Origin of the sequence: Acinetobacter sp. YH01005 (assembly GCF_013420465.1) — a bacterium.
GTDB lineage: Bacteria > Pseudomonadota > Gammaproteobacteria > Pseudomonadales > Moraxellaceae > Acinetobacter > Acinetobacter amyesii.
This window is the reverse complement of the sequence record NZ_VOYA01000001.1, coordinates 167,318-191,204: the sequence shown is the minus strand read 5'-3', so window position 1 is coordinate 191,204 and position 23,887 is coordinate 167,318. Positions and strand designations below refer to the sequence as shown.

The 23,887-nt window shown below is 41.4% G+C and carries 21 protein-coding genes and 1 pseudogene; 14 read left to right on the top strand and 8 right to left on the bottom strand.

Annotation, left to right across the window (positions count from 1 at the left end):
• Positions 1-55 precede the first annotated feature (55 nt).
• Entirely contained in the window at positions 56-580 is a 525-nt protein-coding gene (locus FTT72_RS01025) for a cysteine peptidase family C39 domain-containing protein (protein WP_180173972.1), read from the top strand.
• A 64-nt stretch (positions 581-644) separates the two neighbouring features.
• Here the strand turns inward: FTT72_RS01025 and FTT72_RS01020 are convergent, their stop codons facing one another.
• The 6 genes from FTT72_RS01020 to radA all read right to left on the bottom strand — a co-directional run bounded on the left by FTT72_RS01020 (position 645) and on the right by radA (position 6,422).
• Positions 645-1,157: a tetratricopeptide repeat protein gene (locus tag FTT72_RS01020; RefSeq protein ID WP_180003360.1), complete on the bottom strand. Its 513-nt coding sequence runs from the start codon at positions 1,155-1,157 to the stop codon at positions 645-647.
• Positions 1,158-1,270: 113 nt separating this feature from the next.
• Complete coding sequence (locus tag FTT72_RS01015) at positions 1,271-1,609, bottom strand: DUF3325 domain-containing protein (RefSeq protein ID WP_180177721.1); 339 nt, start codon at positions 1,607-1,609, stop codon at positions 1,271-1,273.
• On the bottom strand, positions 1,606-3,357 hold the full coding sequence (locus FTT72_RS01010; protein ID WP_180177720.1) for a PepSY domain-containing protein: 1,752 nt from the start codon (positions 3,355-3,357) through the stop codon (positions 1,606-1,608). Before FTT72_RS01010 ends, FTT72_RS01015 begins: the two co-directional genes overlap by 4 nt.
• Before the next feature lies 1 nt (position 3,358).
• Positions 3,359-3,706: a hypothetical protein gene (locus FTT72_RS01005; protein ID WP_180109446.1), complete on the bottom strand. Its 348-nt coding sequence runs from the start codon at positions 3,704-3,706 to the stop codon at positions 3,359-3,361.
• A gap of 202 nt (positions 3,707-3,908) precedes the next feature.
• A complete protein-coding gene (locus FTT72_RS01000) occupies positions 3,909-4,910 on the bottom strand; it encodes a Tim44 domain-containing protein (protein ID WP_180113929.1) in 1,002 nt (333 codons plus the stop codon).
• A gap of 123 nt (positions 4,911-5,033) precedes the next feature.
• A complete protein-coding gene (radA, locus tag FTT72_RS00995) occupies positions 5,034-6,422 on the bottom strand; it encodes a DNA repair protein RadA (protein ID WP_180003350.1) in 1,389 nt (462 codons plus the stop codon).
• 185 nt (positions 6,423-6,607) lie between these two features.
• Between radA and FTT72_RS00990 the strand changes: the two are divergent.
• A pseudogene (locus FTT72_RS00990) lies at positions 6,608-6,964 on the top strand (hypothetical protein); the annotation flags it as partial.
• A gap of 246 nt (positions 6,965-7,210) precedes the next feature.
• Here FTT72_RS00990 and FTT72_RS00985 read toward each other — a convergent pair.
• Complete coding sequence (locus FTT72_RS00985; RefSeq protein WP_180177719.1) at positions 7,211-8,572, bottom strand: sodium:alanine symporter family protein; 1,362 nt, start codon at positions 8,570-8,572, stop codon at positions 7,211-7,213.
• A 332-nt stretch (positions 8,573-8,904) separates the two neighbouring features.
• On the opposite strand from FTT72_RS00985, the gene FTT72_RS00980 reads away from it, so the two are divergent.
• The 7 genes from FTT72_RS00980 (at position 8,905) to FTT72_RS00950 (ending at position 15,557) form a co-directional block, all read left to right on the top strand.
• Positions 8,905-10,308: an amino acid permease gene (locus FTT72_RS00980; RefSeq protein ID WP_180177718.1), complete on the top strand. Its 1,404-nt coding sequence runs from the start codon at positions 8,905-8,907 to the stop codon at positions 10,306-10,308.
• A 345-nt stretch (positions 10,309-10,653) separates the two neighbouring features.
• Positions 10,654-10,863, top strand: coding sequence for a lipoprotein (locus FTT72_RS00975; protein WP_373686875.1), 210 nt, complete (start codon positions 10,654-10,656; stop codon positions 10,861-10,863).
• A gap of 24 nt (positions 10,864-10,887) precedes the next feature.
• Positions 10,888-12,132 carry a diaminopimelate decarboxylase gene (lysA, locus tag FTT72_RS00970; RefSeq protein ID WP_180020737.1) on the top strand — a complete coding sequence of 415 codons (1,245 nt, stop codon included), beginning with the start codon at positions 10,888-10,890 and terminating at the stop codon, positions 12,130-12,132.
• Positions 12,133-12,145: 13 nt separating this feature from the next.
• Positions 12,146-12,991 (top strand): diaminopimelate epimerase, encoded by an 846-nt coding sequence (gene dapF / locus FTT72_RS00965; RefSeq protein WP_111883917.1) that lies wholly within the window; start codon positions 12,146-12,148, stop codon positions 12,989-12,991.
• A gap of 84 nt (positions 12,992-13,075) precedes the next feature.
• Positions 13,076-13,909, top strand: a complete 834-nt coding sequence (locus FTT72_RS00960; protein WP_180177716.1) for an enhanced serine sensitivity protein SseB C-terminal domain-containing protein — start codon at positions 13,076-13,078, stop codon at positions 13,907-13,909.
• A gap of 71 nt (positions 13,910-13,980) precedes the next feature.
• Positions 13,981-14,904, top strand: a complete 924-nt coding sequence (locus tag FTT72_RS00955; protein WP_180177715.1) for a tyrosine recombinase XerC — start codon at positions 13,981-13,983, stop codon at positions 14,902-14,904.
• Positions 14,905-15,185: 281 nt separating this feature from the next.
• Complete coding sequence (locus tag FTT72_RS00950; RefSeq protein ID WP_078190406.1) at positions 15,186-15,557, top strand: hypothetical protein; 372 nt, start codon at positions 15,186-15,188, stop codon at positions 15,555-15,557.
• Between the two features lie 464 nt (positions 15,558-16,021).
• Here the strand turns inward: FTT72_RS00950 and FTT72_RS00945 are convergent, their stop codons facing one another.
• Entirely contained in the window at positions 16,022-16,516 is a 495-nt protein-coding gene (locus tag FTT72_RS00945) for an Lrp/AsnC family transcriptional regulator (protein ID WP_078190405.1), read from the bottom strand.
• A 113-nt stretch (positions 16,517-16,629) separates the two neighbouring features.
• On the opposite strand from FTT72_RS00945, the gene FTT72_RS00940 reads away from it, so the two are divergent.
• From FTT72_RS00940 to gyrA, 5 genes are all read left to right on the top strand, one after another.
• Positions 16,630-17,235, top strand: a complete 606-nt coding sequence (locus FTT72_RS00940; RefSeq protein ID WP_180107779.1) for a LysE family translocator — start codon at positions 16,630-16,632, stop codon at positions 17,233-17,235.
• 527 nt (positions 17,236-17,762) lie between these two features.
• A complete protein-coding gene (locus FTT72_RS00935) occupies positions 17,763-18,515 on the top strand; it encodes an electron transfer flavoprotein subunit beta/FixA family protein (RefSeq protein WP_078192067.1) in 753 nt (250 codons plus the stop codon).
• A gap of 18 nt (positions 18,516-18,533) precedes the next feature.
• Complete coding sequence (locus FTT72_RS00930; protein ID WP_180177714.1) at positions 18,534-19,466, top strand: FAD-binding protein; 933 nt, start codon at positions 18,534-18,536, stop codon at positions 19,464-19,466.
• Positions 19,467-19,921: 455 nt separating this feature from the next.
• Complete coding sequence (locus FTT72_RS00925; protein WP_180177713.1) at positions 19,922-20,554, top strand: hypothetical protein; 633 nt, start codon at positions 19,922-19,924, stop codon at positions 20,552-20,554.
• Between the two features lie 290 nt (positions 20,555-20,844).
• Complete coding sequence (gene gyrA / locus FTT72_RS00920) at positions 20,845-23,829, top strand: DNA gyrase subunit A (protein ID WP_180177712.1); 2,985 nt, start codon at positions 20,845-20,847, stop codon at positions 23,827-23,829.
• Positions 23,830-23,887: the final 58 nt, after the last annotated feature.

Here is a 23,887-nt window from a genome sequence, read left to right as displayed (position 1 = left end):
CAAAACTGCTGCGATTTGTTTATCATCGTCCATAAGCAATTTTGAGTTTTGATATATGTCGATGGAAATACCTGATGAGTTGGCAAATTTAGAAGCCAATGGCGGCATTTATGCAGTGTGGATGTTGCTGCAGCACTTAGGTATAGATGCAGACATTCAGCAGCTCATCGAAGTTTGCGCTTATGAAGCTGGCCATGGCACAACAACCATTGGTTTGGCTGTAGGACTGAAAAAGTTTGGCTTTCAAGTAAAGTTTTACACAGAGCATGATCCTGAGCTGCAAGACAGTGAAAAACGCAGCTATGCAGAAGCGGATCAATTGGAACTGTCTATATTACCTGCAATTGGCTATGCACAAATCCAGCAGGCTTTTGAACAAAATCAGTTTGTGATTGTCTATTACGACACCCTAGACGGAGTGGGGAATCATTCCTTGGTGTATGACATTGATGAGACAGAGATCAGTTTCTTTGACAGCTTTGATGCCATGCCAGCAGACGTATTTGAACAGCAGCGTGGTGCGGAAGGCATTTGCCGACAAGTCATTATTGTGGATGTAAATGATTATGTGGCGAGCTGAGCCATTTTGTTAAAAGCAAAAAGCCCATCATGAGATGGGCTTTATTTTTTAGAAAAGAATTGGATTACTGCTCAGCCACATTGGCTTTTTCATTCCAAAAATCTGCTTTTTCTTCATCAGCGTCGATGCCTAAGCCATTGGCATAAATAAAAGCTAAGTCACGCATGGCCTGAACTTCACCTAATTTTGCAGATTGTTCAACCAGTTCAATGGATTTAGCGACATCTTTTTCCACCACATCACCACGGCGGTAAAAATTGGCGAGTTCTAAAATTGCAGCAGGATGGTCATGTTTTGCCGCTTGTTCTAACCAGCGGTGTGCATGCTCAAAATAGGTTTTAGATTCTTCAGGATCTTCTTCGAGCATGTCTTTGGCATAGACTGCATAGCCTTCACCCAGCCAATACATCGCTTCTACATGACCTAACTGAGCTGCTTTGAGTGCCCATTCTTCAGCAAGTTCAACATGCTCATCATTTTCACTTTGCATATAAATTTCAGCCAGTTCAAATTGAGCATCTTTATTTCCTGCCATGGCGCGGTTATATAAAGCAGGAGAGATCGAAAGTTCAGACATGTGTAATCCAAAAGAGCAGAATAGGCATAGCCTAATCGGTTGGCATGAAAAAAGCCAATCCGAAGATTGGCTTTCAATGTTTAGAGAATGTTTAGAGAAGCTTGTCTAATGAATTAAAATTTCAATAACACTGCTGACAATACAAATACGACAACCAATGCACCAATAATTTTCCAAAAGTATTCAGCGATATAACTAATACATAGCCCGACAAATAAAGCCGCAATAGTCAGCGCGCCAAACCAATAACTGATGTTATTGCTCGGCGTTCCAAGAGAGAGGCAAATTATCAAGGCGATGATCAATAGCGCCCAGCCGATCAGCGTGGCTAACCGTGTTTGGCCCACACTTAACTCTTTGCTGTAAAACTGCTTTTGATGTTTAGACATGCTGCTTGCCAAGGCAAAAAAACCTAAGCTACTCAGTGCCCAAATCAGGAGAAAGAACATCATGCTTCAGCCTCCTTTGTGGCACGCGCTTTTTTAACAGGCAGTCCTTTATGCTTTTTCACTTTGTAAAATGAATAGGCAAACAAGATAGCCAAAAGCCACATTGCAAGATCAAAGGAGGCAATCATCCATTGGCCATTTGCCATGGTATTCCAAAGCGCTTGACCACCAGTCATGAAGTTTACAATCGGCAGTAAGGCAAAAATTGCTGTGGCAAAAGCTAAAAGTTCTAGCCACGCTTGACGGTGTGTACGGAACATCGCATAAACAAGCGTCAGTAGCCAAACAATAAAGAAACTTCGAATTTCTAATTCCGAACGGTTTTCAAGCTGTGAGGGAATAAAACGGTTGGCATAGAAAAATGCTGCACAGGCAATGGGTAAACCAATAATCGCTGCAATATTGGTCACTTCAACCGTGCGGTAGCCAAATGATTTAAAGCCTTGTTTTTGCTGTTGCGGCGCACGTTTTACACACCACAAAATGAGACCTGTAGCGACCATCAGGGTGCCTACAATTCCTGAAATAAACAGCAGCCAACGTAGAGCTAAGTCTACACCGCGTGCTTCATGTAGCGTGGTCACTACATTGTAAATACCCATCGGTACAGAAGGGTGCTTTAACTTGGCACTTTCGTCAGTTAAGTCTTTGCCAGTTACGCCATCAAATTGTTTGCTTGCATAGACATTTCGATATGCAACACTTTCACCATGTAAGGCGCGTAGCTCAATTTTAGCTTGGTCTGTATTCGGTGCAATGATGCTAACGGTGCTAATAGGATTAGTTTTCCATTCAGCCTGAACCGCAGTCACGATTGGTGCTAAGTTGGTCAGCGGTGCAGCAACAACAGGTTGCTCTTCACGTTTAGAGCGATGATCTCCTCGACCTTCACCACGGCCCTCAGCGCGATTTTCACCTGGGTTTTGTGCAGAATTGGCACGGGCTTGCTGTGGGCGTTCGCCACGTTCTTCGCGTCCTTGAGCAGATTCACGTCCTTCAGGTTTATTTTCTTGAACCAAAGCACGATTTTGTTCTTGTAAAAATTGTCCCCGGTTTTCATAAATACGTTCAATCCCCCAAGGCATGATCGTAAATAACAGCAGCAACAGGCCACTAAAGGTGATCATGATGTGGAAAGGAAGCGCAAATACTGCGGTTGCATTATGTGCATCGAGCCAAGAACGTTGTCCTTTGCCTGAACGGAACGTAAAGAAATCTTTAAAGATTTTTTTATGAGTAATCACACCACTAATGATGGCAACTAACATCAACAGTGTCGCTATCCCGACAAACCATCGCGTCCACATACGTGGCATACCATAAAGTTCGAAATGGAAACGATAGAGAAAATTACCACCACGCGTATCGCGCGGCTCAAGTACTTCACCTGTAGCACTATCAATGTAGATTTGTTTACCACCACGGCGTGCGCGAGGGTCTTCACCTTGTTCACGAACGGTAATTAATGTGGCATTTTGACGCGTATTTGGCAGCAAAATATTCCAAGCACCTGCATTCGGATGATTTTGCTGTAAATAATTCAGTGCGACTTCAGTTTGTTGGACTTGTGAACTGGCTGGAACAGATTGATGCAGCTCAGGTGTCATCCAAACATTGATTTCATTTTTAAAGAAGCTCAGGGTTCCGGTCAGGAAAATAGCATACAGCAACCAACCTAAGATTAGGCTAGCCCATGTATGCAGCCAAGACATGGACTGGCGAGGCCCCTCTACTTTTGCATCAACACGCATTTTAGCTTCCCATCATCATGTAAATGGCATACAAACACACCGCAGGGATCACAATGCCTAAAGTTGCTTTGAGGGTTTTATTCACCATAAAGACCCAAATAAATGCACAGCTCCACAGGATAAATGAAATTAAAGTTGCACTCATGGCTGCACTTCCACGGTCTTCGCTAAATACATCTGCAATTACGATGGCAGATAGCATTGCGACAACATATCCGCCCACTAAAGCGAGGGCAAAGCGATAGAAAATCATCAAGCGATAGGTCAATAGAGAAGGAGTGTCTTTACGCGTTTTAGGCAGCGCAGATTTGAGGGGTGTCACGAGTGCCTCAGGTGGTGAGCTATTCATAAAATACTTAAGCGCTTGGAAATTGTATTAAAGTTAATCTAAATGATAACAATTATTATTAATAATTAGAATAATGTATTCACATAATTATTGATATTTCAGCATGCTGAGTAGAAATTGATTTAAAAAGAGGGGAAATAAAGGCAAAAAAATAGCGACCGAAGTCGCTATTTTAGAATGCAAGAATGCTTAATTGTCTACATTATTGCTCTTGTTGAATGCCTGCAACTAACCAGTCTTGATCAGAACCCGCAGGTTTAACAAAATGCCATACTTCAGCAAAAGGCTGTGGCAGGCTATTTAAGTCTTCACTTACAGTACCTGTAAAACGCACACTTACAACGTATTGACCATTTTCGTTAGCAGAATCGACCACCATAGCATTTAAGTTAGAAAACTCAGCAACGTCTTCATCTTTATTCGCCATAATGTCGTTATACATAGACTGGTAAAGATCAGGCGTTAAGTAACGCTGAATTTCAGAAATGTTGCTTGCCGTATTCATCGATTGAATGTGGTTAAAACGCTGACGTGCAACACGTAAAAATGTTGCTGGCTCTGTACCATCAGGCAATTGATTGCCGCTGTTGGTATAGGCAGCACCAAAAGGCGCGTTCGTTGCAGCAGCTGCACCAAATGGAGCATTTGAAGCTGCTGAATTACCGCCTACAGAATTACCAAAAATATTCGTATTGTCATTGCCTGCACGAGGTGCAGCATTTTGTTGGCCAAACGGTGCATTGTTTGCACCGCTGTTTGGCGCATACGGATTGTTAGTGGTTAGTTTTTTTTTTGCGCCCATCTTACGGAAAATGAAGAAGGCAACAGCAGCGGCAAGTAAAATCCAGATCCAGCCTGGAATACCACCTTTCTCTTCCTGTTGTTGAGCTTGCGCTTCAGAAGCTGCTTGACCGTTATTGTCATCGGCCATCGCATTTGCAGCGACAGCACCAATTGCAGCACCAGCCACACCAGCAGCAACCATTCCGCCCACATTCGAGCCAGATTTTGCTGGAGCGCCAGCAGTTGCAGGCTGTTGAACAGGAGCAGATTGACGAGGTTGCTGATAAGACTGAGTTGGAGCAGCTTGACGGCTCATACCATGGCTTTTACCACCACCGGCACGTTTCGCTTCTGCAATCGGCGCTACCAAAAGGGCTGCTGTTAAAAGAGCAGTCATCAAACCACGCTGTCGAACTTCCATCAAATTTTCCTATATCTATATAAAGTTAAAATAGCCATCTAGTTATGCCGCCATTTGTATTGAATTTCAATAGAACATCGGTAAAAAATTGAAAATTCATTCAAAATAAACTAATCAACGTGACTAAGACTCATCGGTCAGCGTAATTGCCTGACTCAACGCCTCATGTAAACGTGCGACAGAAATAATCTCTACACCTGAAATGGGTTTTTGCGGTGCATTACCACGAGGTAAAATAATGGTTTTAAAACCATGCTTAATGGCTTCTTTGAGTCGTTCCTGTCCATTGGGTACAGGACGGATTTCGCCTGAAAGTCCGACTTCGCCAAATACCGCCAAATGCTGTGGCAGGGCTTTAGCTCTTAAGCTAGAGGCACAGGCTAAAAGTACCGCAAGGTCAGAACCGGTTTCCGTGATTTTTAAGCCACCGACGACATTGACATAGACATCTTGTCCTGCAGTTTGTACGCCACCATGACGGTGCATAACGGCTAAAAGCATGTTTAAACGGTTTTGTTCTAAACCTAAGGCTACGCGTCGAGGTTGTCCGTGCGCATCATCTACCAAAGCCTGAACTTCAACTAAAAGTGGACGTGTACCTTCACGGCTAATCATGACAATGGAACCCGGAATGGCTTCATCATAACGACTCAGGAAAATAGCGGATGGGTTTGATACCTCGCGCAGACCTTTATCGGTCATGCCAAATACACCAAGCTCGTTGACTGCACCAAAACGGTTTTTCACTGCACGAATCATACGGAAGCGCGAGTCAGACTGACCTTCAAAATACAAAACACAATCGACCATGTGCTCAAGCACGCGAGGGCCTGCCAAAGAACCTTCTTTCGTTACGTGACCGACAATAAACAGTGCAGTGCCACTATTTTTGGCAAAGCGAGTCAGGAGTGCAGCCGATTCACGAATTTGGGAAACACCGCCCGGCGCAGACTGGAGTGTCTCGGTGTATAGGGTTTGGATCGAATCTAAAATGGCAACGGCAGGGCGTTCATGTGCCAAAACTTCGCAAATACGCTCGACACAGGTTTCGGCCATGACTTTGAGTTGATCGGTCGGCAAATCTAGGCGCTGGGCACGTAGAGCCACTTGAGACAAAGATTCCTCACCAGTGACATATAAGGCAGAACTTTTACTCGCCGCCATATAGGTTGCGGTTTGTAGCAAAATAGTGGATTTACCAATGCCGGGGTCACCACCAATCAGCACTACTGAACCTGTGACCAGTCCACCGCCAAGCACACGGTCAAATTCACCAATACCTGTTGCCATTCGGGTTTCATGCGAAACAGAAACTTGATTTAAGGTGGTCACTGCTGCGGCTTGACCTGCATAGCCACCGCCCATTTTAGGCTGTGCACGGTGTGTAACGGCGGGTGCAATATTGACTTCGACTAATGAATTCCATTCACCACATTCGGTACATTGACCGGCCCATTTGGGATGATCAGCACCACATTGTTCACATCGATAGACACTTTTTGCTTTCGCCATAATATTTACTGTGCACAAACTCAAATTGAGTCACAGCATAGCGGTGAATACATCGAAAAACCAAGTTTTTATCGCATGAAATGACTGTTGAAGGTCAATTGATGTCGTTTTATTTTCAACAGATGCACTTTTACAGGGTAAGCACTTTATAATAGCGCATTATATTTTTTGAAATGGGTCACCACATGACTGAACTATTACGACATATCGATGCCATCGCACGTGAAAAAAATCGTGATGTGTTATTTGTGCATTTTGAAGAATATGATCATCAGCATCCTGAAAAAAATATAGTGCGTAATGATGTTATGCACTGGTTTGACCTGCAAAATATCGACTATTTCCCTTGTATGGGGCTAGAAGGTGAGTCTTTGATCGATAGCTATACAGGTGATTTATACCTTGACGTACCTTTTGATGAAAGCAGCCCTGCTTATAAAACTCTCAGTGAATATCTTGAAGATGAACAAGGGAACATGAAAATTCAGGGGGTGTTGTTCTTTTCTTTATCCTTGGAAATTGCCCTAGAAATCGAAGCTGATTTGATGGAAGCCAGTGCTGTAGATTCTGAATATGCTGAAAATGAGTTTGGTGACCAATTTGGTGAAGGCTTTATTGAAGATGCTGGATCAGATCCAAAAGATGAAGCGGCCAATGAAAGCAAGACGAAAAACGACAAATTTGATGATGGTCAAATTGGCACGATTCAATAAGTAAATATCAATTTTCAGTCCGAATAAAAAAGCCACGTGAATTCACGTGGCTTTTTGTTGAGCAGGATGCAGGTATTAGTACAACTCACCTGATTTACGACGTTCAATAAAATCTTTCGATTCTTTTACAATGATGCCTGAGAGCAATAACAGTGCAATACAGTTTGGTGCAGCCATCAAACCGTTAAAGGTATCGGCAAATAACCAAACGAGATCGAGTGTTACGACACAGCCGACAAAGACTGATGCGATGTAAATTAAGCGATAAATCAGTACTGACTTTTCACCTAAGAGGTATGTACAGCATTTTTCACCATAATAGCTCCAACCCAGAATGGTTGAATAAGCGAAGAAAATAATACCGAAAGTCACGACCCAACCACCGAAGCCAGGAAGTAGTTTGTCAAAAACACTAATCGTCAGTACGGCACCCGTTTGATCACCAAAGCTTTGTCCTGCCATGATGAAGCCCATGACAAGTACGATACCTGTAATTGAGCAAACAATGATGGTGTCTAAGAACGTACCTGTCATAGAGACAAGACCTTGACGTGCTGGGTGGTCAGTTTTTGCAGCCGCAGCGGCAATGGGTGCTGAGCCCATACCTGCTTCATTAGAGAATACACCACGTGCCACACCATAACGAATCGCAGCACCAATCGCACCACCCGCAGCAGCTTCGCCCGTAAATGCATAGCTAAAGATCATTTTTAGTGCAGGGATCACCAATTCAAGGTTGGTGAAAATAATGATTAAGCCACCCAATACATAACCTACCGCCATAATTGGAACAATAAATGAAGAGGCTTTAGAAATGGATTTGATGCCGCCTAAAATAACGAGTGCAGAGAATATGGTGATAACGATTGCAGTGGTGAGTGTGCTGATCCCTAAGCTGTTTTGCACAGCAAGCGCGACAGTGTTCGACTGTACTGAGCTACCAATACCAAAGGATGCCAAAGTACCAAATAGGGCAAATACCACTGCCAACCATTTCCACTTAGGCCCAAGTCCACGTTCGATGTAATACATCGGACCACCGTTCATTTCGCCATTTTCATTTTTATGACGAAACTTTACAGCGAGTACACCTTCACCATATTTGGTTGCCATACCAAAGAGCGCGGTCATCCACATCCAAAACACTGCGCCCGGACCACCGAGTACACAAGCGGTGGCTACACCGGCAATATTACCTGTACCAATGGTGGCTGAAAGTGCGGTCATAAGTGAGGCGAAATGTGAAATATCGCCATCATGATGATCGGCTTTAGGATGCTTGCCAAAGACTTGTTTGAATGCGAAAGGCAACATGCGGAATTGCCAGAAAAGTAATCGGAAGGTGAGGAATACACCTGTTCCGACAATGAGGACCAACATGTATGGGCCCCAGACCCATCCACTGAGTGTTTCCATGATATTTTGAATTTCTTGCATAGTATCTTCTTCTTATCGGCCCAGAGTGAGTGAATGCTACATTTTTGATATCTGTAGCAATTGATATGCCATTGTTAGAAACTTCCATGATTTTTGGCATAATTTTTTATCGTTGGTAAAATATTTTTTGCATAAAATTTAAGTTATTACAAGTAAATTGTTGTTTTATTGGTCGCTTTAAAATGTGAACTGGCGCTAAGATTTTTATATATAAGAAAAATAAATTAACTTTGTCACTTAATCCGAAAATATAGATGATGAAAAATAATTTTGTATTTTCTGAAATTTTTACGTTAATTTGTCGCAATTGGAACGCGAAGTTGAATTAAATAATGTCAAATGAAATTCATGGTTCGCACGCAAATAGCGGCGATTTGAAACGAAGCTTGTCCAACCGACACCTGCAATTGATTGCGATTGGTGGTGCGATTGGTACAGGTTTATTTATGGGGTCAGGAAAGACCATCAGTTTAGCTGGTCCGTCCATCCTTATTATCTATATGATTATTGGTTTTATGGTTTTCCTCGTCATGCGTGCATTAGGCGAGTTATTACTATCAAATCTTGAATATAAATCTTTTATCGATTTTGCAACCGACTTAATCGGCCCGTGGGCAGGTTATTTTGTGGGTTGGACCTATTGGCTGTGCTGGATCACTATAGGGATTGCAGATTTATCGGCCATTATTTATTACCTGCAATTCTTTAATGGAGGTAACCCATTCTCGCCCGAAGAAGGGGTGATGATCAGTGTTGCCGCCATTGTATTTATCATGGGTTTAAACCTTGTTACGGTTAAACTTTTTGGTGAGTTAGAGTTTTGGTTTGCACTGATTAAGATTATTGCAATCGTGGTGCTCATTGGTGTCGGTCTTTGGATGATCTTTACCGGTTTTACCTCATCGACAGGTGAAATCGCATCATTCACACATTTATGGTCACATGGTGGTCTATTCCCAACAGGAGTAACTGGCTTCTTGGCAGGTTTCCAAATCGCCATTTTTGCCTTTGTCGGCGTAGAACTCGTGGGTACTACGGCAGCAGAAACCAAAGATCCAGAACACAACTTGCCTAAAGCTGTGAACTCGATTCCGATTCGTATCATTATTTTCTATGTGCTGGCACTTGTGATTGTGATGTCCGTTACGCCATGGAATGCCATTGACCCAAGCATTTCACCATTCGTGAACTTGTTTAGCCAAGCCGGTATTGCTGCTGCTGCGATTATTATGAACTTGGTTGTGTTGTCATCAGTTATGTCATCGATGAATAGTGGTGTGTTCTCGACTTCACGTATGTTGTTTGGTTTATCTCGTGAAGAGCAAGGTCCAAAAGCGTTTGGCCGTCTAAACTCACGTGCAGTTCCGGCAAATGCGTTGTATTTCTCGGCAGTTTGTTTACTGTTGGGTGCGGCATTACAGTATTTCGTACCGAACACGGTTGAAGCCTTCACTTTAGCAACTACACTGTCGACGATTTTATTTATCTGCGTATGGCTCATGATTATCTGGAGCTATATCGTTTACTATAAAACTCGTCCTGAGCTGCATGCGAAATCAACCTTTAAATTGCCGGGCGGCTTATATACTTGCTGGCTCGTGATTATCTTCTTCATCGGCATGATTTATGTTTTGTCATTAGAAGCAGATACCATGAAAGCGCTCATGGTGAGCCCAATTTGGTTCATCATTTTGATTATTGGCTATTTCGGTTTTTATAAGAAAAAGCACCATTAATTTACATTTTTGATCTGATGTAAAAACATAAAAAAGCTGCTCCTGAGGGGGCAGCTTTTTTATTTGGATATGGACTTATTTTAAGTTAAAACAGACTGTTTATTAGCGTTTCGATTTGTATTAAACAGCATTCAAATTGATATGCTATTTCAGTGAAATCAATAGCCTGATCGAGCTAGAAATAAAGACAAATAAGGATTGAAAACAGCACCATCAAATTTTGCTTAAATTTAGTGCAGAATGGCAAAAAGCTCACTTGGAATTACAGGGCTTTTCTTTTATCCGCGGGTTGATCACGTTATACTCGGAAAAATCTTTTCATTAGGTACGTTTATGTATCGTTTTATGAATTATAAAATTATTGTATTAGCAAGCGCTGTGCTGCTGACCGCTTGTGGTCAGTCTGGTGCATTGCATTTACCTTCAGATGCAAATGCAGATAAGCGCGCAAAATATCTGATTTATCCAGATACGCCTGCACAGCAAAAGCAGGAAAAACAAGCGGCTCCTGTTGCAACTGAATCGGAATCTTCAAATTCTAACCCTATATCTTAATGCTTTTATAGAAAGGATACTTTCATGAGTTTCACCCGTACGAATGGGGTATTGCATGCAGAGCAATGTTCTTTACAACAGCTTGCACAGCAATATGGCACACCGCTTTATGTTTATTCAAAAGCTACTTTTGAAAAGCATTATTCAGATATGGATCGTGCATTTAGCTTTATCGACCATCAAATTTGTTTTGCGGTAAAGTCAAACTCTAATCTTGCGGTGTTAAACGTACTTGCCAAGCAGGGTGCTGGTTTTGATATCGTGACGGGTGGTGAACTCGCACGTGTATTAAAAGCCGGTGGTGAAGCTTCTAAAATTGTATTCTCTGGTTTGGGTAAAACTGAAGCCGATATCCAAAAAGCGTTGGACGTGGGTATTGCATGTTTTAACGTTGAATCACATGCAGAGCTAGATCGAATCCAAAAAGTTGCTGCGGCAATGGGTAAGAAAGCACCGATTTCATTGCGTGTAAATCCAGATGTGGATGCTAAAACGCATCCTTATATCTCTACGGGTTTAAAAGAAAATAAATTCGGTATTCCTTCAGACAGCGTTTTTGACACCTATGCGTATGCGGCGACATTGCCAAATCTTGAGATTATCGGGATTGATTGTCATATCGGCTCACAGTTGACTGAAACACAGCCTTTTGTTGATGCACTTGATCGTGTCATTGTGATGATCAATCAACTGAAAGAGATGGGTATTCAGCTAAAACACATCGATATCGGTGGTGGCTTAGGCGTAACGTACAAAGACGAAGTTCCGCCTACCGTTGAAGAATATGCTCAGGCAATGCGTCCAGCTTTAGAGAAATTAGGCCTTAAGGTATATATGGAGCCGGGGCGTAGTATTTCTGCAAATGCAGGTGTGTTGTTAACCAAAGTTGATTTGCTCAAACCGACCAATCATCGTAATTTTGCCATTATTGATGCCGCAATGAACGACTTAATCCGTCCTGCTTTATATGAAGCATGGATGGATATTCAGGAAGTAACGCCTCGTACTGATACAGAAAAGAAAGACTGGGATGTGGTTGGTGCGATTTGCGAAACCGGCGATTTCCTCGGTAAGCAACGTCAGTTGGCGATTCAAGAAAATGACGTGCTTGCAGTATTGGGTGCGGGTGCTTATGGTTTTGTCATGAGTTCAAACTACAACAGCCGCGGACGTGCTGCTGAAGTGATGGTTGATGGTGATCAGTCTCATTTGATTCGTGAGCGTGAAACCATCGAATCATTATGGGAACGTGAACGTTTATTGCCTTAAGGAGAAATTCGAGATGTTATTAGAATTTACCAAAATGCATGGCCTTGGCAATGACTTTATGGTGGTCGATCTGATTAGCCAACGGGCTTATTTAGATACAGTGACGATTCAGCGTTTGGCCGACCGTCATTTTGGTATTGGTTTTGATCAGCTTTTGATTGTAGAACCACCAGATTTACCCAACGTCGATTTTAAATACCGTATTTTTAATGCAGATGGTTCTGAAGTTGAACAATGCGGTAATGGCGTACGTTGTTTTGCGCGCTTTGTGCATGAACGTAAGTTGACCAGCAAAACCAAAATCAAAGTACAAACCAAGTCAGGTATCGTAGAGCCTGAATTAGGTGCAAATGGTTGGGTGCGCGTCAATATGGGTTATCCACGCTTTTTGCCGCATGAAATTCCATTTATTGCGGAAGAGCCTGAAAACTTATACGACATTGCATTGGCGAATAATGAACAACTCACCATTGATGTGGTGAGTATGGGTAATCCGCATGCAGTGACGATCGTTCCTGATGTCATTACCGCAGACGTTGCTAAAATTGGTCCACAAGTCGAATCGCATGAGCGTTTTCCACAGCGAGTAAATGCTGGCTTTATGCAAATTGTGGATGAGAAACATGCACGCTTACGTGTATTTGAACGTGGTGTCGGTGAAACGATGGCCTGTGGTACAGGTGCTTGTGCAGCGGCAGTATCAGGTATGCGTCGTGGCTTATTAGCCAATTCGGTCGAAATAGAGTTGGCAGGTGGTAAGCTGCAAATTGAGTGGCAAGAAGGTGGTGTGGTCTGGATGACCGGACCAACCGCAACAGTTTACGAAGGACGCTTAGACTTAAGTTACTTCCAAGGTTAAACTCCAAGCCCTGATTCATTCAGGGCTTTTTTCACAAAATAAAAAGTGAATAAAAAATTATAATTCAATGGGATTGGAATCAACATGGAACAAATAAACGAAGAAATAAAAGAAGAAATCTTAGAGCAACTTTTTCATAAAGCCTTACATGAACCCGCGTATCGCCCAGAATTTTTAGCTCAGTTATTGGCAGCCAAAGTGTATTGTGTGGGAACAACAGGGGGACGTGATTCACGTATTGCCGAAGATTTGATCTTGGATGAAGGTGACAGTGTTCAATTGAAATCATGGGAAGATGAGACTTATGATTGCGTCATCCCATTTTTTACGTCCTTGGAAAAAATGCGGTTGGCAATATCTGAAGAGGAGTCGTATATCCGGCTACCAACCAAGGCATTATTTGAAATGACCATGGGGGCAAGGCTTGTATTGAATCCACAATCACCTGATGCGACGAAGGACTTTGTACCAGAAGAAATTCAACATTTGCTGAACGGGCAGTATATTCAGCCCTCAGAAAACTATGAAGTTACGGAAGATACGGAAGTTTTAATTGGTCAGCCGGCGGAATATCCGCAGTTTATGATTGATCAATTAAGCATTTTTTTCGGCACAGAGCGTGTGGTAAAAGCTGCCTATTTAGCGCAAATGCTGAATCAAGCTCGAGATGATTCACCGACTTTGCTGATCGGACTAGATTTAGAAGCAGGATTATCTGAACAACAAATTCAAGATTTGCACAGTAAAATTGGTCGTATCACACAGGACAGTTTAAAAGAGCAATGCCCAGTGGATTTAATCCATGTCAATCCGCACAGTGTCGATGGTGTAGAAGGGTATTTGCTTAATGAAACGCAAGCTTTTTACCAACGTGTTGATGGTAAGCCTAAGGGGTTCTTTGCTAGACTCTTTTCATAAAACAGATATGTAAGATCGCTTTAGAGAACGTACCGCAACGCTAAAGCAAATGTTGAAATAGGAGAAGACAGATGACGATGGATCAGAGTCAACTACTGGTCATGTGGTTGAAGGAACGTGAAATTCAAAATCAGTCTAAGCATACCTTGCAAGCATATGAGCGCGATGTCAGTGATTTTCTCCAATTTTGTACAATACGCAACTTGCCACTGCATGATGTCGAAAAGTCAGATCTGCGTGAATTTGTTGCTTATAAAGTGGAACAGTTTCAGCTCAGTCCAAGTAGTTTGCAGCGCATGTTGTCCTCCATTCGCCAATTTATGAAATGGGCAGAACAAGGGGATTATCTCAGTTTTAATCCTGCAGATGACTTTCAGCTCAAACGCCAATCACGTCCTTTACCAGGATTGGTCGATATTGAAACCATTAAACAAATCATGGAACAGCCTGAGCCTGAAAGTGAAACTCAACGGCAACTTTGGATACGTGATAAAGCAATTTTGGAGTTGCTGTATTCAAGTGGTTTACGTTTGGCAGAAGTGCAGGGCTTAACCATTCGAGATATCGATTTTAATCGACAACTGTTACGTATTACGGGTAAAGGGAATAAAACGCGTATCGTACCTTTTGGTTCTAAAGCCAAAGAGGCTGTGATGCATTGGTTGCAATTATATCCTGCATGGCATGGTGATTTTGTCCCAGAAGCCCAAGTTTTTATCACTCAAAAAGGTAATCCACTGGGGGTAAGACAAATTGAAAATCGGGTTAAATTTCAAGCTCAACGTGCAGGTGTAAATGTCGATTTACATCCGCACTTATTGCGTCATTGCTTTGCCAGTCATATGTTGTCCAATAGTGGTGACTTGCGTGCTGTACAAGAAATGTTGGGGCATAGTAATTTAACCACTACACAAATTTATACCCATGTGGATTTTGATCGATTGGCACAAGTTTATGATCAAGCCCATCCACGGGCGCAGCATAAAGATTCGTAACAATTGCAAATACGACTTTAGCTCGTAGTGGTCTAAATATTGCTTAAATTTATAGGCTAGATTTCATATTTTGCATCCTAAAGTGGTCTGCTTCATGAAAGTTAAATAAGGATGTGAAAAAATATTGGTAAAATTGACCGACATTTTGAACTATTGTCGCATTATAAAAATTCAAATTATCGGGTATAAAAATTGTCCATTATTGAATTGACGTAAGTGCTGAAGTGAAATTCGCCATTTACTAAATTGCTGTACCGTTAAAAAAATATATAGGCCATACCATGATTTCAGATATTCAAGAAAAATATGACCAGTTAAATGGTCAGCAAAAAGAAATTTTTGCAGGATACGGCTTACGCCAAATCAAACACTTTGTTGAAATTGGTTTGCCTGAAATAGAAGCTGTATTACCAGAAGGTTCACAGCTTCAAGGGATTAATGCCGATGGTAAAGTTCAGGCGTTTAATGCGGCGACGGGCCAATACTTTATTTGGATTTCGGATAAACAGTGGCAGCTTAGCAATAAAGCAACTGTAAAATTTGACAGCAAAGAAGATGCCCTCACCATTTGGCGCATTTTTGATTTGGCACAATATGAACTTATTGACCTAAGCCACATCCATCGTGACTTTTTGGAAAATCAGCCAGCCTAAACTATCCGGCAAATATACAACTCATGGGCTATCTTCATTGGATTTGGATGTTTAGCCCTTATATCACTCGCTCCATGACATGTTGAGATGCTTGTGAGCAGAGCGTTAGAGTGTTGATCTTCTTTACATAACTTAGCTGCCTAAACAAACAATTCACAAGCCAATCCGTTTCGCTGCTCAGTGATTCAACTCATTCAGTCTTGATAGTGTGAATCTGTAAATCCAATCAATGGTTTTCCTACTTGAGCAATTGAGCTCAAAGACTTCCTAGATATTTCCCATTCAATTGCTGCAAATGTGCCGCAAATCATTATTTTTCTTTGCTTAAAATATAAGGAAATACCGCATAGCTAGGTAGTTGCATTCGAGGCTGTGAAGGTAATCCGTCACTACATTGGCAAGCTTGTAGTATCAGCCTCGTCGTTTCTGATGCTTGAGTTGTTCCTTGGCAGACCAATTTCTGTTTATAAATCTTCTAACGGTAACTGGAAGCTTTGTTTGATGATTTGGCTCGGTAAATCAGTCTTTACACTGGTGATGCCATTTTTCTTGGTTAAGTGAGTAGACTGAAATTTGCGGTAACTTTCTAGGTCAGGCACTACAACTTTGAGCATTGCATCGCACTCACCCAAAATAATGTAGCACTCCATGACTTGAGGAAGTTCTTTCATAGCTTCGATAAAGGTATCGATGGTTTCAGCATCCTGCCCAGTTAACCAAATACGAGAGAACAAAATTAATTGAAAGCCAATCTTTTGTGGATCGACTACGGTGGTGTAATTCTGAATAACACCTGCTTCTTCGAGTAATTTGACCCGACGTAAGCAAGAAGAGGGAGAGAGTCCGATTTCCTTGGCTAAGTCATTATTTTGCATGCGACCATTATTTTGAAGTGCGCGAATGATATTTTTATCAATACGATCCAGTTTAACTAGAATTGACTTAGAAGATGTCTTCATAAAATAGAATATAATTCTAAAAATAGCATCTATTATAGAATATTTGATATCCTATTTTAAAGCGATTCAAACATACTAATTTCACTTTCAGGGCATAGAAAGGGAAAATTGAAATGTCTGTATTTGCTTTATTTGCCTTAACGGTAATTCCCCTTATTTTCACACCAGGACCCGATATGCTTTTTATCCTGTCACAAGTGATGGGTAAGGATGCAAAAGCAGGCATGATGGCTACAGTGGGGGTGTGCTCAGGTTATTTGGTTCACTCGATTTTAGTGGCATTGGGTATTGCTGCGATTATCGTGTCATTTCCACTACTGTTTGAAACAATCCGCTGGTTGGGGATTGCTTATCTTTTATATTTGGCAACACATTTACTGCGTTCAGTATTTAGCAGTAAAAAATTAAGTATTGAGAAAAAGTCAGCGTCAAACCCGATTAAAAAAGGCTTTTTTACGGCTTTACTGAACCCGAAAGGAATGTTGATATATTTTGCAATTTTGCCGCAATTTATCGATAAATCAGCGAGTACCGTGAGCCAAGGTTTGATTTTGTCCTTCATTTTTATTGGGCTAATTTTTGTAGTGTATTGTAGTTTGAGTGTGGTCTTTGCACGTATTACACAAAAAACTGAAATTGATGAACGCAAACAAAAGTGGATCGATGGTACATCAGGCGGTTTATTGGCTCTTGCTGCGACATGGTTAATTGCCAATTAAAAACAGCAAATGTAAATTGAGATAAAAGTCTTAACTAAAACCTTCGTGAAGGCGGAGGTTTTTTTATATGTGATGAATATCGACAGATATTAAGAATAAGAAAGAGAGAAAAACCCACCAATTAGCTTCGGAAAAGTGAAATTAGCGCTAAATTCATTATGCTTCTATCTTAAATGACAAGTTTAGATATGTTGCCGAATGTGTAGAGAGAAAGCTCTATTTCAGAAAGATTGATCGAAAATTGATATTAAATCAGATCTTTTGATGAGCTAAATCAAGTAAAAAAATAATAAAAATCAATGCTTAAAAAATAACTGAATAATGCGTTTTTTTGGATAACTGAAGCATTCTTTAAAAAATGTGAACGATAAGTTCAAGGAAATTACGCTTTTTTACAGGTCTTTCGATAATTGTGACTTGACCGAAATGCCGTACACATTGCAAGATAGGGCACCTAAAAAATTTAAAGTGAAGAGTTAATATAACTTTTCTCAACATTTACATTTGCTAAAACAGCCGAGGATTACATGAAGGCTCTTGTTGCTGTAAAACGTGTGGTTGATGCCAACGTTAAAGTTCGCGTTAAGCCGGACAACAGTGGTGTTGACTTAACGAACGTTAAAATGTCAATTAACCCATTCTGTGAAATCGCAGTGGAAGAAGCGGTTCGTTTAAAAGAAAAAGGAACTGTTTCAGAAATCGTTGTTGTTTCTATTGGTCCTAAAGAAGCTCAAGAACAAATCCGTTCTTCTATGGCGCTTGGTGCAGACCGCGGGATCCTTGTTGAAGCTGACGACAGCCAGTTAGGTGCACTTGAAGTTGCAAAAATCCTAAAAGGTGTTGTAGACGCTGAACAACCTCAATTGATCCTTCTTGGTAAACAAGCAATTGATGACGACTCTAACCAAGTTGGTCAGATGCTTGGTGCGCTTTTAGGTGCTGGCCAAGGTACTTTCGCTTCAGAAGTTAAAGTTGAAGGCGATAAAGTACAAGTGACTCGTGAAATCGACGGTGGTTTACAAACTGTTGAACTTGCACTTCCTGCAATTATCACCACTGACTTGCGTTTGAATGAGCCACGTTATGCTGCTCTTCCAAACATTATGAAAGCGCGCAAAAAACCGCTTGATACTAAGTCACCTGCTGATTATGGCGTTTCACCTGCGACTAAGCTTAAAACTGTTAAAGTTGAAGCTCCTGCAGAACGTAAAGCGGGCGTACAAGTGAAGTCTGTAGACGAGCTTGTAGATAAATTGAAAAACGAAGCGAAAGTGATCTAATACAGAAGGATAAAAATCATGAGTATTTTAGTTATCGCTGAGCACGACAACAAAGCACTAAATGGTGCAACTCTTAACGTTGTTGCTGCAGCGCAAAAAATCGGTGGTGATATCACTGTATTAGTAGCTGGTTCAGGCGCTCAAGCAGTTGCTGACCAAGCGGCTAAAGTAGCTGGTGTAAGCAAAGTATTGCTTGCTGACGACGCTGCTTATGCAAACCAATTGGCTGAAAACGTTGCTAAATTAGTTGCTTCTATCGGTGCGGGTTACACTCACATCCTTACTGCTTCTACAACAACAGGTAAAAACGTTCTTCCACGTGCTGCTGCGCTACTTGACGTAAGCATGATCACTGACATCATTGCAGTTGAAAGCCCTAAAACTTTCAAACGTCCAATCTACGCAGGTAACGCGATTGCAACTGTAGAGTCTGGCGAGTCTGTTGTAGTTGCAACTGTTCGTGGTACTGCATTTGATGCTGTGGCAAGCGAGGGCGGTTCTGCTGCAGTTGAAGCTGTTGCTTCTACTGGTGATGCTGGCATTTCTAAGTTCGTTTCTGAAGAAATCGTGAAATCTGAACGTCCAGAATTAACAGCTGCTCGTATCGTTGTTTCAGGCGGTCGTGGTGTTGGTTCAGGTGAAAACTATCACACTGTACTTGACCCATTAGCGGACAAGCTTGGTGCTGCTCAAGGTGCATCTCGTGCAGCAGTTGATGCTGGTTTCGTACCAAACGATATGCAAGTTGGTCAAACAGGTAAAATCGTTGCTCCTGACTTGTACATCGCGGTGGGTATCTCAGGTGCGATTCAGCACTTGGCAGGTATGAAAGAATCTAAAGTGATCGTTGCGATCAACAAAGATGAAGAAGCGCCAATTAACTCAGTAGCTGACTACTGGTTAGTGGGTGATTTGAACACTGTAGTTCCAGAATTAGTATCTAAAATCTAATTTCTGAACGCAGTTCAAAACGCTCCTAAGCTTATGGTTTAGGGGCGTTTTTATTGTTTGACGAATTAGTAGGTCTTCTTGGTTATGTTTAATCGATTAATTATACGTAAATGTACATATATAAATTGCAGTTAGATGTTTCATGCTTATGGGGGTAGTGGATTCTTAGTTTAGTACTTCAAAATTCTTACGATATGATTTTTTGTTGTCAGTATTAGACACTACTGTAGCGTAAGCTATTTGTATGTTGAAACTTAAATGGTAAGTAAGCAGGCGCAATCGCTTGGTAATAGGATAGAGATTAATAAATTATAAAAAATACAAAGATTTAAAATAAAATAATAAAAATTTATCCTTCAAGTTTGAATCTTAAACTTAAAGCAAGCTTAAAGGATTGTATATTTTGTGTTCACATTGCTTTTTTATTGAACTTGCCCTTTAGGCGGAGTCTCCCTTTGAAATTTGATTTTCAGTTACCAATCAGTGTATTGGTGCTGATGATCTGCTGTTTACTTTTTCCTGTTTTACAAAGTATCTCTTTTCCTTTATTTGATGGAATGACTGTTACAGCAGTTGAATCGGTCCAAGCATTGTTATTGCTGTTTTTTGCGATTTATACTTTTTTCTATATTCGACCACTTGAAATGCAAGATGGAAAGAAACAATTTTGGTTGTGGGCTGTCGCATGGTGGTTGTTGCTATTTGGTCGTAGCATTAGCTGGGGGCGTGACTATTTTCCTGATGTGCCTAAACCGTATTTTCGTTTAATTTCGGTATTCATGATTGCACCAGTCGTCTTTATGCTGTTTTCGCCGTATTTACGCCAAGAAATTGTACGTAAGCTAAAAACCTTGGCTTTACCAATTTGGCCATTGGGCTTGGTGATATTAGGCTTACTGATTTCTGATACAGTTGAACATAGTCGAAGTCTCAGTTTTTTATTTTTGTACGATTTGGCTTATAAAGATTTCATCGAAGAAGTTTATGAATTTCCGCTTATTTTAGGTTTGTTTCTAACAGCATACCCATGGTTGCAGCAGGATCATGTACCTCAAGAATTAGAGGTCATGCAATATCATAAAGAGTGATTTTTATCACATTTATGCGCCTAAATTTGAAGCTTCGAGAAGAAATATTTTGAACATTAAACAACCTCTATTCGTAGAGGTTTTTTTCACAGCAAATAAAATCAAAATGCTTAAAATAAATACAAAAAATCATGGTTCTAGTGCAAGATGATTGGCACAAAAATCAGGGTTTTTATGCTATACTATCCGACTTGATTTTTGATATTGGTTCAGTGTTTTTTGAACTAATTTTTACAGATTTACGATATATAAATGCGGGCAGAATTCTGCTTGTATAACAAGGAGTATGCATGAGCGTATCGGAAATTAGACCGATTGCCATTGAGGATGAACTGAAGAGCTCATATCTCGATTATGCAATGAGCGTGATTGTGTCACGTGCGTTGCCAGATGTCCGAGATGGTCTCAAACCTGTTCACCGTCGTGTGCTTTTTGCAATGCACGAATTGGGCAATGACTACAACAAAGCTTACAAAAAGTCTGCCCGTGTAGTCGGTGACGTCATCGGTAAATATCACCCACATGGTGACTTAGCTGTATACGAAACCATTGTTCGTATGGCTCAAGATTTCAGTTTACGCTATCAATTGGTTGATGGTCAGGGTAACTTCGGTTCTGTCGATGGTGACAGTGCAGCAGCAATGCGTTATACCGAAGTTCGTATGCGTAAATTAACCCACGAACTTTTAGCGGATCTTGAGAAAGATACCGTAGAGTGGGAAGACAACTACGACGGTTCTGAACGTATTCCACAAGTCATGCCAACACGTGTGCCTAACTTGTTGATTAACGGTGTAGCTGGTATTGCTGTAGGTATGGCAACCAATATGGCTCCGCATAACATGACAGAAGTCATTAATGCATGTCTTGCTTATGCCAACGATCCGCACATCAGCATTGAAGGATTAATGGAACACATTTCTGGTCCAGACTTCCCTACAGGCGGTATAATTTACGGTAAATCTGGCATTGTCGATGCGTACCGTACTGGTAAAGGCCGTTTGCATATCCGTGGTAAATATCACATTGAAGAAGACCAAAAATCGGGCCGTAGCACGATTGTCTTCACTGAAATTCCTTATCAAGTTAACAAAGCAAAAACCATTGAACGTATTGCTGAGTTGGTCAAAGAGAAAAAACTTGAAGGTATTTCTGAACTTCGTGATGAATCAGATAAAGAAGGGATGCGTATTGCAATTGACTTGAAGCGTGGTGAAAACGCTGAAGTGATTGTAAATAACTTATTCCAAAATACCCAATTAGAAAATTCATTCAGTATTAACATGGTCTGCCTCGATAATGGTCAGCCTAAGTTAATGAACTTGAAAGATATTATTGCAGCGTTTATCCGTCACCGTCAGGAAGTGGTTACACGCCGTACCATGTTCGAATTGCGTAAAGCACGTGAACGTGGACATATCTTAGAAGGTTTGACGGTTGCACTTGCAAACATCGATGCGATCATTGAAACCATCAAAACATCTGCAAACCCAAGCGAAGCACGTGAACGTTTACAAGCGGGCGAGTGGGCAGGCGGTGGTGTTGTTGCCTTGCTTGAAAAAGCAGGCGCGGTATCTGTCCGTCCAGATGAAATTGAAGGCGAAGATCCAGCACGTCCATTTGGTTTAACAGGTGATATTTATCGTCTGTCTCCAACCCAAGTAGGTGCGATCTTAGAACTTCGTTTACATCGCTTAACCGGTCTAGAACAAGACAAGTTACAAGCTGAATATACAGAAATTCTTGGTCAAATTGCTGAATACACGGCAATTTTGAACGATTTCAACTTATTGATGAACGTAATTAAAGAAGAATTGGCTTTAATCCTTCAACAATATGGCGATGCACGTCGTACCGATATCGTGGAATCACGTATCGACTTCTCTCGTGAAGATTTAATCCCTGAAGAGCAAATGGTACTGACTGTTTCTAAATCAGGTTATGCAAAAACTCAACCATTGTCAGATTACGCTGCACAGCGTCGTGGTGGACGTGGTAAGTCTGCAACTTCAATGAAAGAAGATGATTACATCCAGCATTTGATCGTGACTTCAAACCACGCAACAGTGCTTTGCTTTACCAATGTAGGTAAAGTTTATCGTCTGAAAGTGTATGAAGTGCCTCAAGCATCTCGTGGTGCGAAAGGTCGTCCAATGGTGAACTTATTACCATTAGATGAAAACGAAACCATCACCGCTATTTTACCTGTAGTCGATGCGCCGAAGAAATTTAAAGAACGTTTGGCTGACTTTAAAGCATTTGTAAAAGCCAATAGTGCACAGCTACAAACCAATGAAGTGATTAACAGTCATTTTGTAGGCTTAGAAGCCGCACTTGCCGAGACTGAAGATGGTGCAGATGATTTATCTGATGCACTTCGTATTCAGTTGAAACAATTGGGCCTAGAGTTGTCTACGACTGATCTTGATGACGAAATCATCAATGACTTTGCACAGCAAGCGGAAGCCGTTCGTAAAAACTTCTACGTATTTATGGCAACAGAATACGGTACGATTAAACGTGTTGAGTTAGAGCAATTCTCGAATGTTCGTTCAAACGGTCTACGCGCGATTGAGCTCAATGGTGATGACACCTTAATTGGTGTTGCTATTACTGATGGCGAACAACAAATCATGTTGTTCTCAAACGAAGGTAAAGCCATTCGTTTTGCAGAAACTGACGTGCGTTCAATGGGCCGTTCTGCCAAAGGTGTTCGTGGTATGCGCGTGACCATTGGTGCAGCAGCTCAAGCTGAAGACGCTGAGGATGCGGATGTAGAGTCGGATGATGAAGATACCTCTGATTCAGCTCTCATTAGCCGTATTGTGTCATTGGTGGTTGTTCCTGAAACGGGTGAAGTACTTTGTGCTTCAGCTAATGGTTATGGTAAACGTACACCAGTAGATGACTTCCCAACCAAGAAACGTGGCGGTAAAGGTGTTATTGCAATCAAAACATCTGAACGTAACGGTGAACTTGTTGGTGCGGTAGCGATTGATGCGTCTAAAGAGCTGATGTTAATTTCAGATGGTGGTACGCTGGTTCGTACACGTGCATCTGAAGTGGCACAAACAGGTCGTAATGCTCAAGGTGTTCGTTTGATCCGTTTAGGTGAAAGCGAAATCTTAGTCGGTGTTGTGGCGATCGAAGCAGTTGAAGAAGACGAAACTTTTGAAGAAGTGGAAGCAATCGAAACTGAGCAGCTTATCGATGACTCAACGATTATTGATCAAAATGACAATGAATCAGGTCTCAATGAGCCTGAAGAAGACTAATTGAAGATTGAGAAAAGAGGGCGCTACGGCGTCCTTTTTTATAGACAGATAATTTTAG

Excerpts from the sequence above, each read along its gene's own strand:
- FTT72_RS01025 (WP_180173972.1), top strand. The coding sequence starts at position 56 with ATGTCGATGGAAATACCTGATGAGTTGGCAAATTTAGAAGCCAATGGC.
- FTT72_RS01020 (WP_180003360.1), bottom strand. The coding sequence starts at position 1,157 with ATGTCTGAACTTTCGATCTCTCCTGCTTTATATAACCGCGCCATGGCA.
- FTT72_RS01015 (WP_180177721.1), bottom strand. The coding sequence starts at position 1,609 with ATGATGTTCTTTCTCCTGATTTGGGCACTGAGTAGCTTAGGTTTTTTT.
- FTT72_RS01010 (WP_180177720.1), bottom strand. The coding sequence starts at position 3,357 with ATGCGTGTTGATGCAAAAGTAGAGGGGCCTCGCCAGTCCATGTCTTGG.
- FTT72_RS01005 (WP_180109446.1), bottom strand. The coding sequence starts at position 3,706 with ATGAATAGCTCACCACCTGAGGCACTCGTGACACCCCTCAAATCTGCG.
- FTT72_RS01000 (WP_180113929.1), bottom strand. The coding sequence starts at position 4,910 with ATGGAAGTTCGACAGCGTGGTTTGATGACTGCTCTTTTAACAGCAGCC.
- radA (WP_180003350.1), bottom strand. The coding sequence starts at position 6,422 with ATGGCGAAAGCAAAAAGTGTCTATCGATGTGAACAATGTGGTGCTGAT.
- FTT72_RS00985 (WP_180177719.1), bottom strand. The coding sequence starts at position 8,572 with ATGCAAGAAATTCAAAATATCATGGAAACACTCAGTGGATGGGTCTGG.
- FTT72_RS00980 (WP_180177718.1), top strand. The coding sequence starts at position 8,905 with ATGTCAAATGAAATTCATGGTTCGCACGCAAATAGCGGCGATTTGAAA.
- FTT72_RS00975 (WP_373686875.1), top strand. The coding sequence starts at position 10,654 with ATGAATTATAAAATTATTGTATTAGCAAGCGCTGTGCTGCTGACCGCT.
- lysA (WP_180020737.1), top strand. The coding sequence starts at position 10,888 with ATGAGTTTCACCCGTACGAATGGGGTATTGCATGCAGAGCAATGTTCT.
- dapF (WP_111883917.1), top strand. The coding sequence starts at position 12,146 with ATGTTATTAGAATTTACCAAAATGCATGGCCTTGGCAATGACTTTATG.
- FTT72_RS00960 (WP_180177716.1), top strand. The coding sequence starts at position 13,076 with ATGGAACAAATAAACGAAGAAATAAAAGAAGAAATCTTAGAGCAACTT.
- FTT72_RS00955 (WP_180177715.1), top strand. The coding sequence starts at position 13,981 with ATGACGATGGATCAGAGTCAACTACTGGTCATGTGGTTGAAGGAACGT.
- FTT72_RS00950 (WP_078190406.1), top strand. The coding sequence starts at position 15,186 with ATGATTTCAGATATTCAAGAAAAATATGACCAGTTAAATGGTCAGCAA.
- FTT72_RS00945 (WP_078190405.1), bottom strand. The coding sequence starts at position 16,516 with ATGAAGACATCTTCTAAGTCAATTCTAGTTAAACTGGATCGTATTGAT.
- FTT72_RS00940 (WP_180107779.1), top strand. The coding sequence starts at position 16,630 with ATGTCTGTATTTGCTTTATTTGCCTTAACGGTAATTCCCCTTATTTTC.
- FTT72_RS00935 (WP_078192067.1), top strand. The coding sequence starts at position 17,763 with ATGAAGGCTCTTGTTGCTGTAAAACGTGTGGTTGATGCCAACGTTAAA.
- FTT72_RS00930 (WP_180177714.1), top strand. The coding sequence starts at position 18,534 with ATGAGTATTTTAGTTATCGCTGAGCACGACAACAAAGCACTAAATGGT.
- gyrA (WP_180177712.1), top strand. The coding sequence starts at position 20,845 with ATGAGCGTATCGGAAATTAGACCGATTGCCATTGAGGATGAACTGAAG.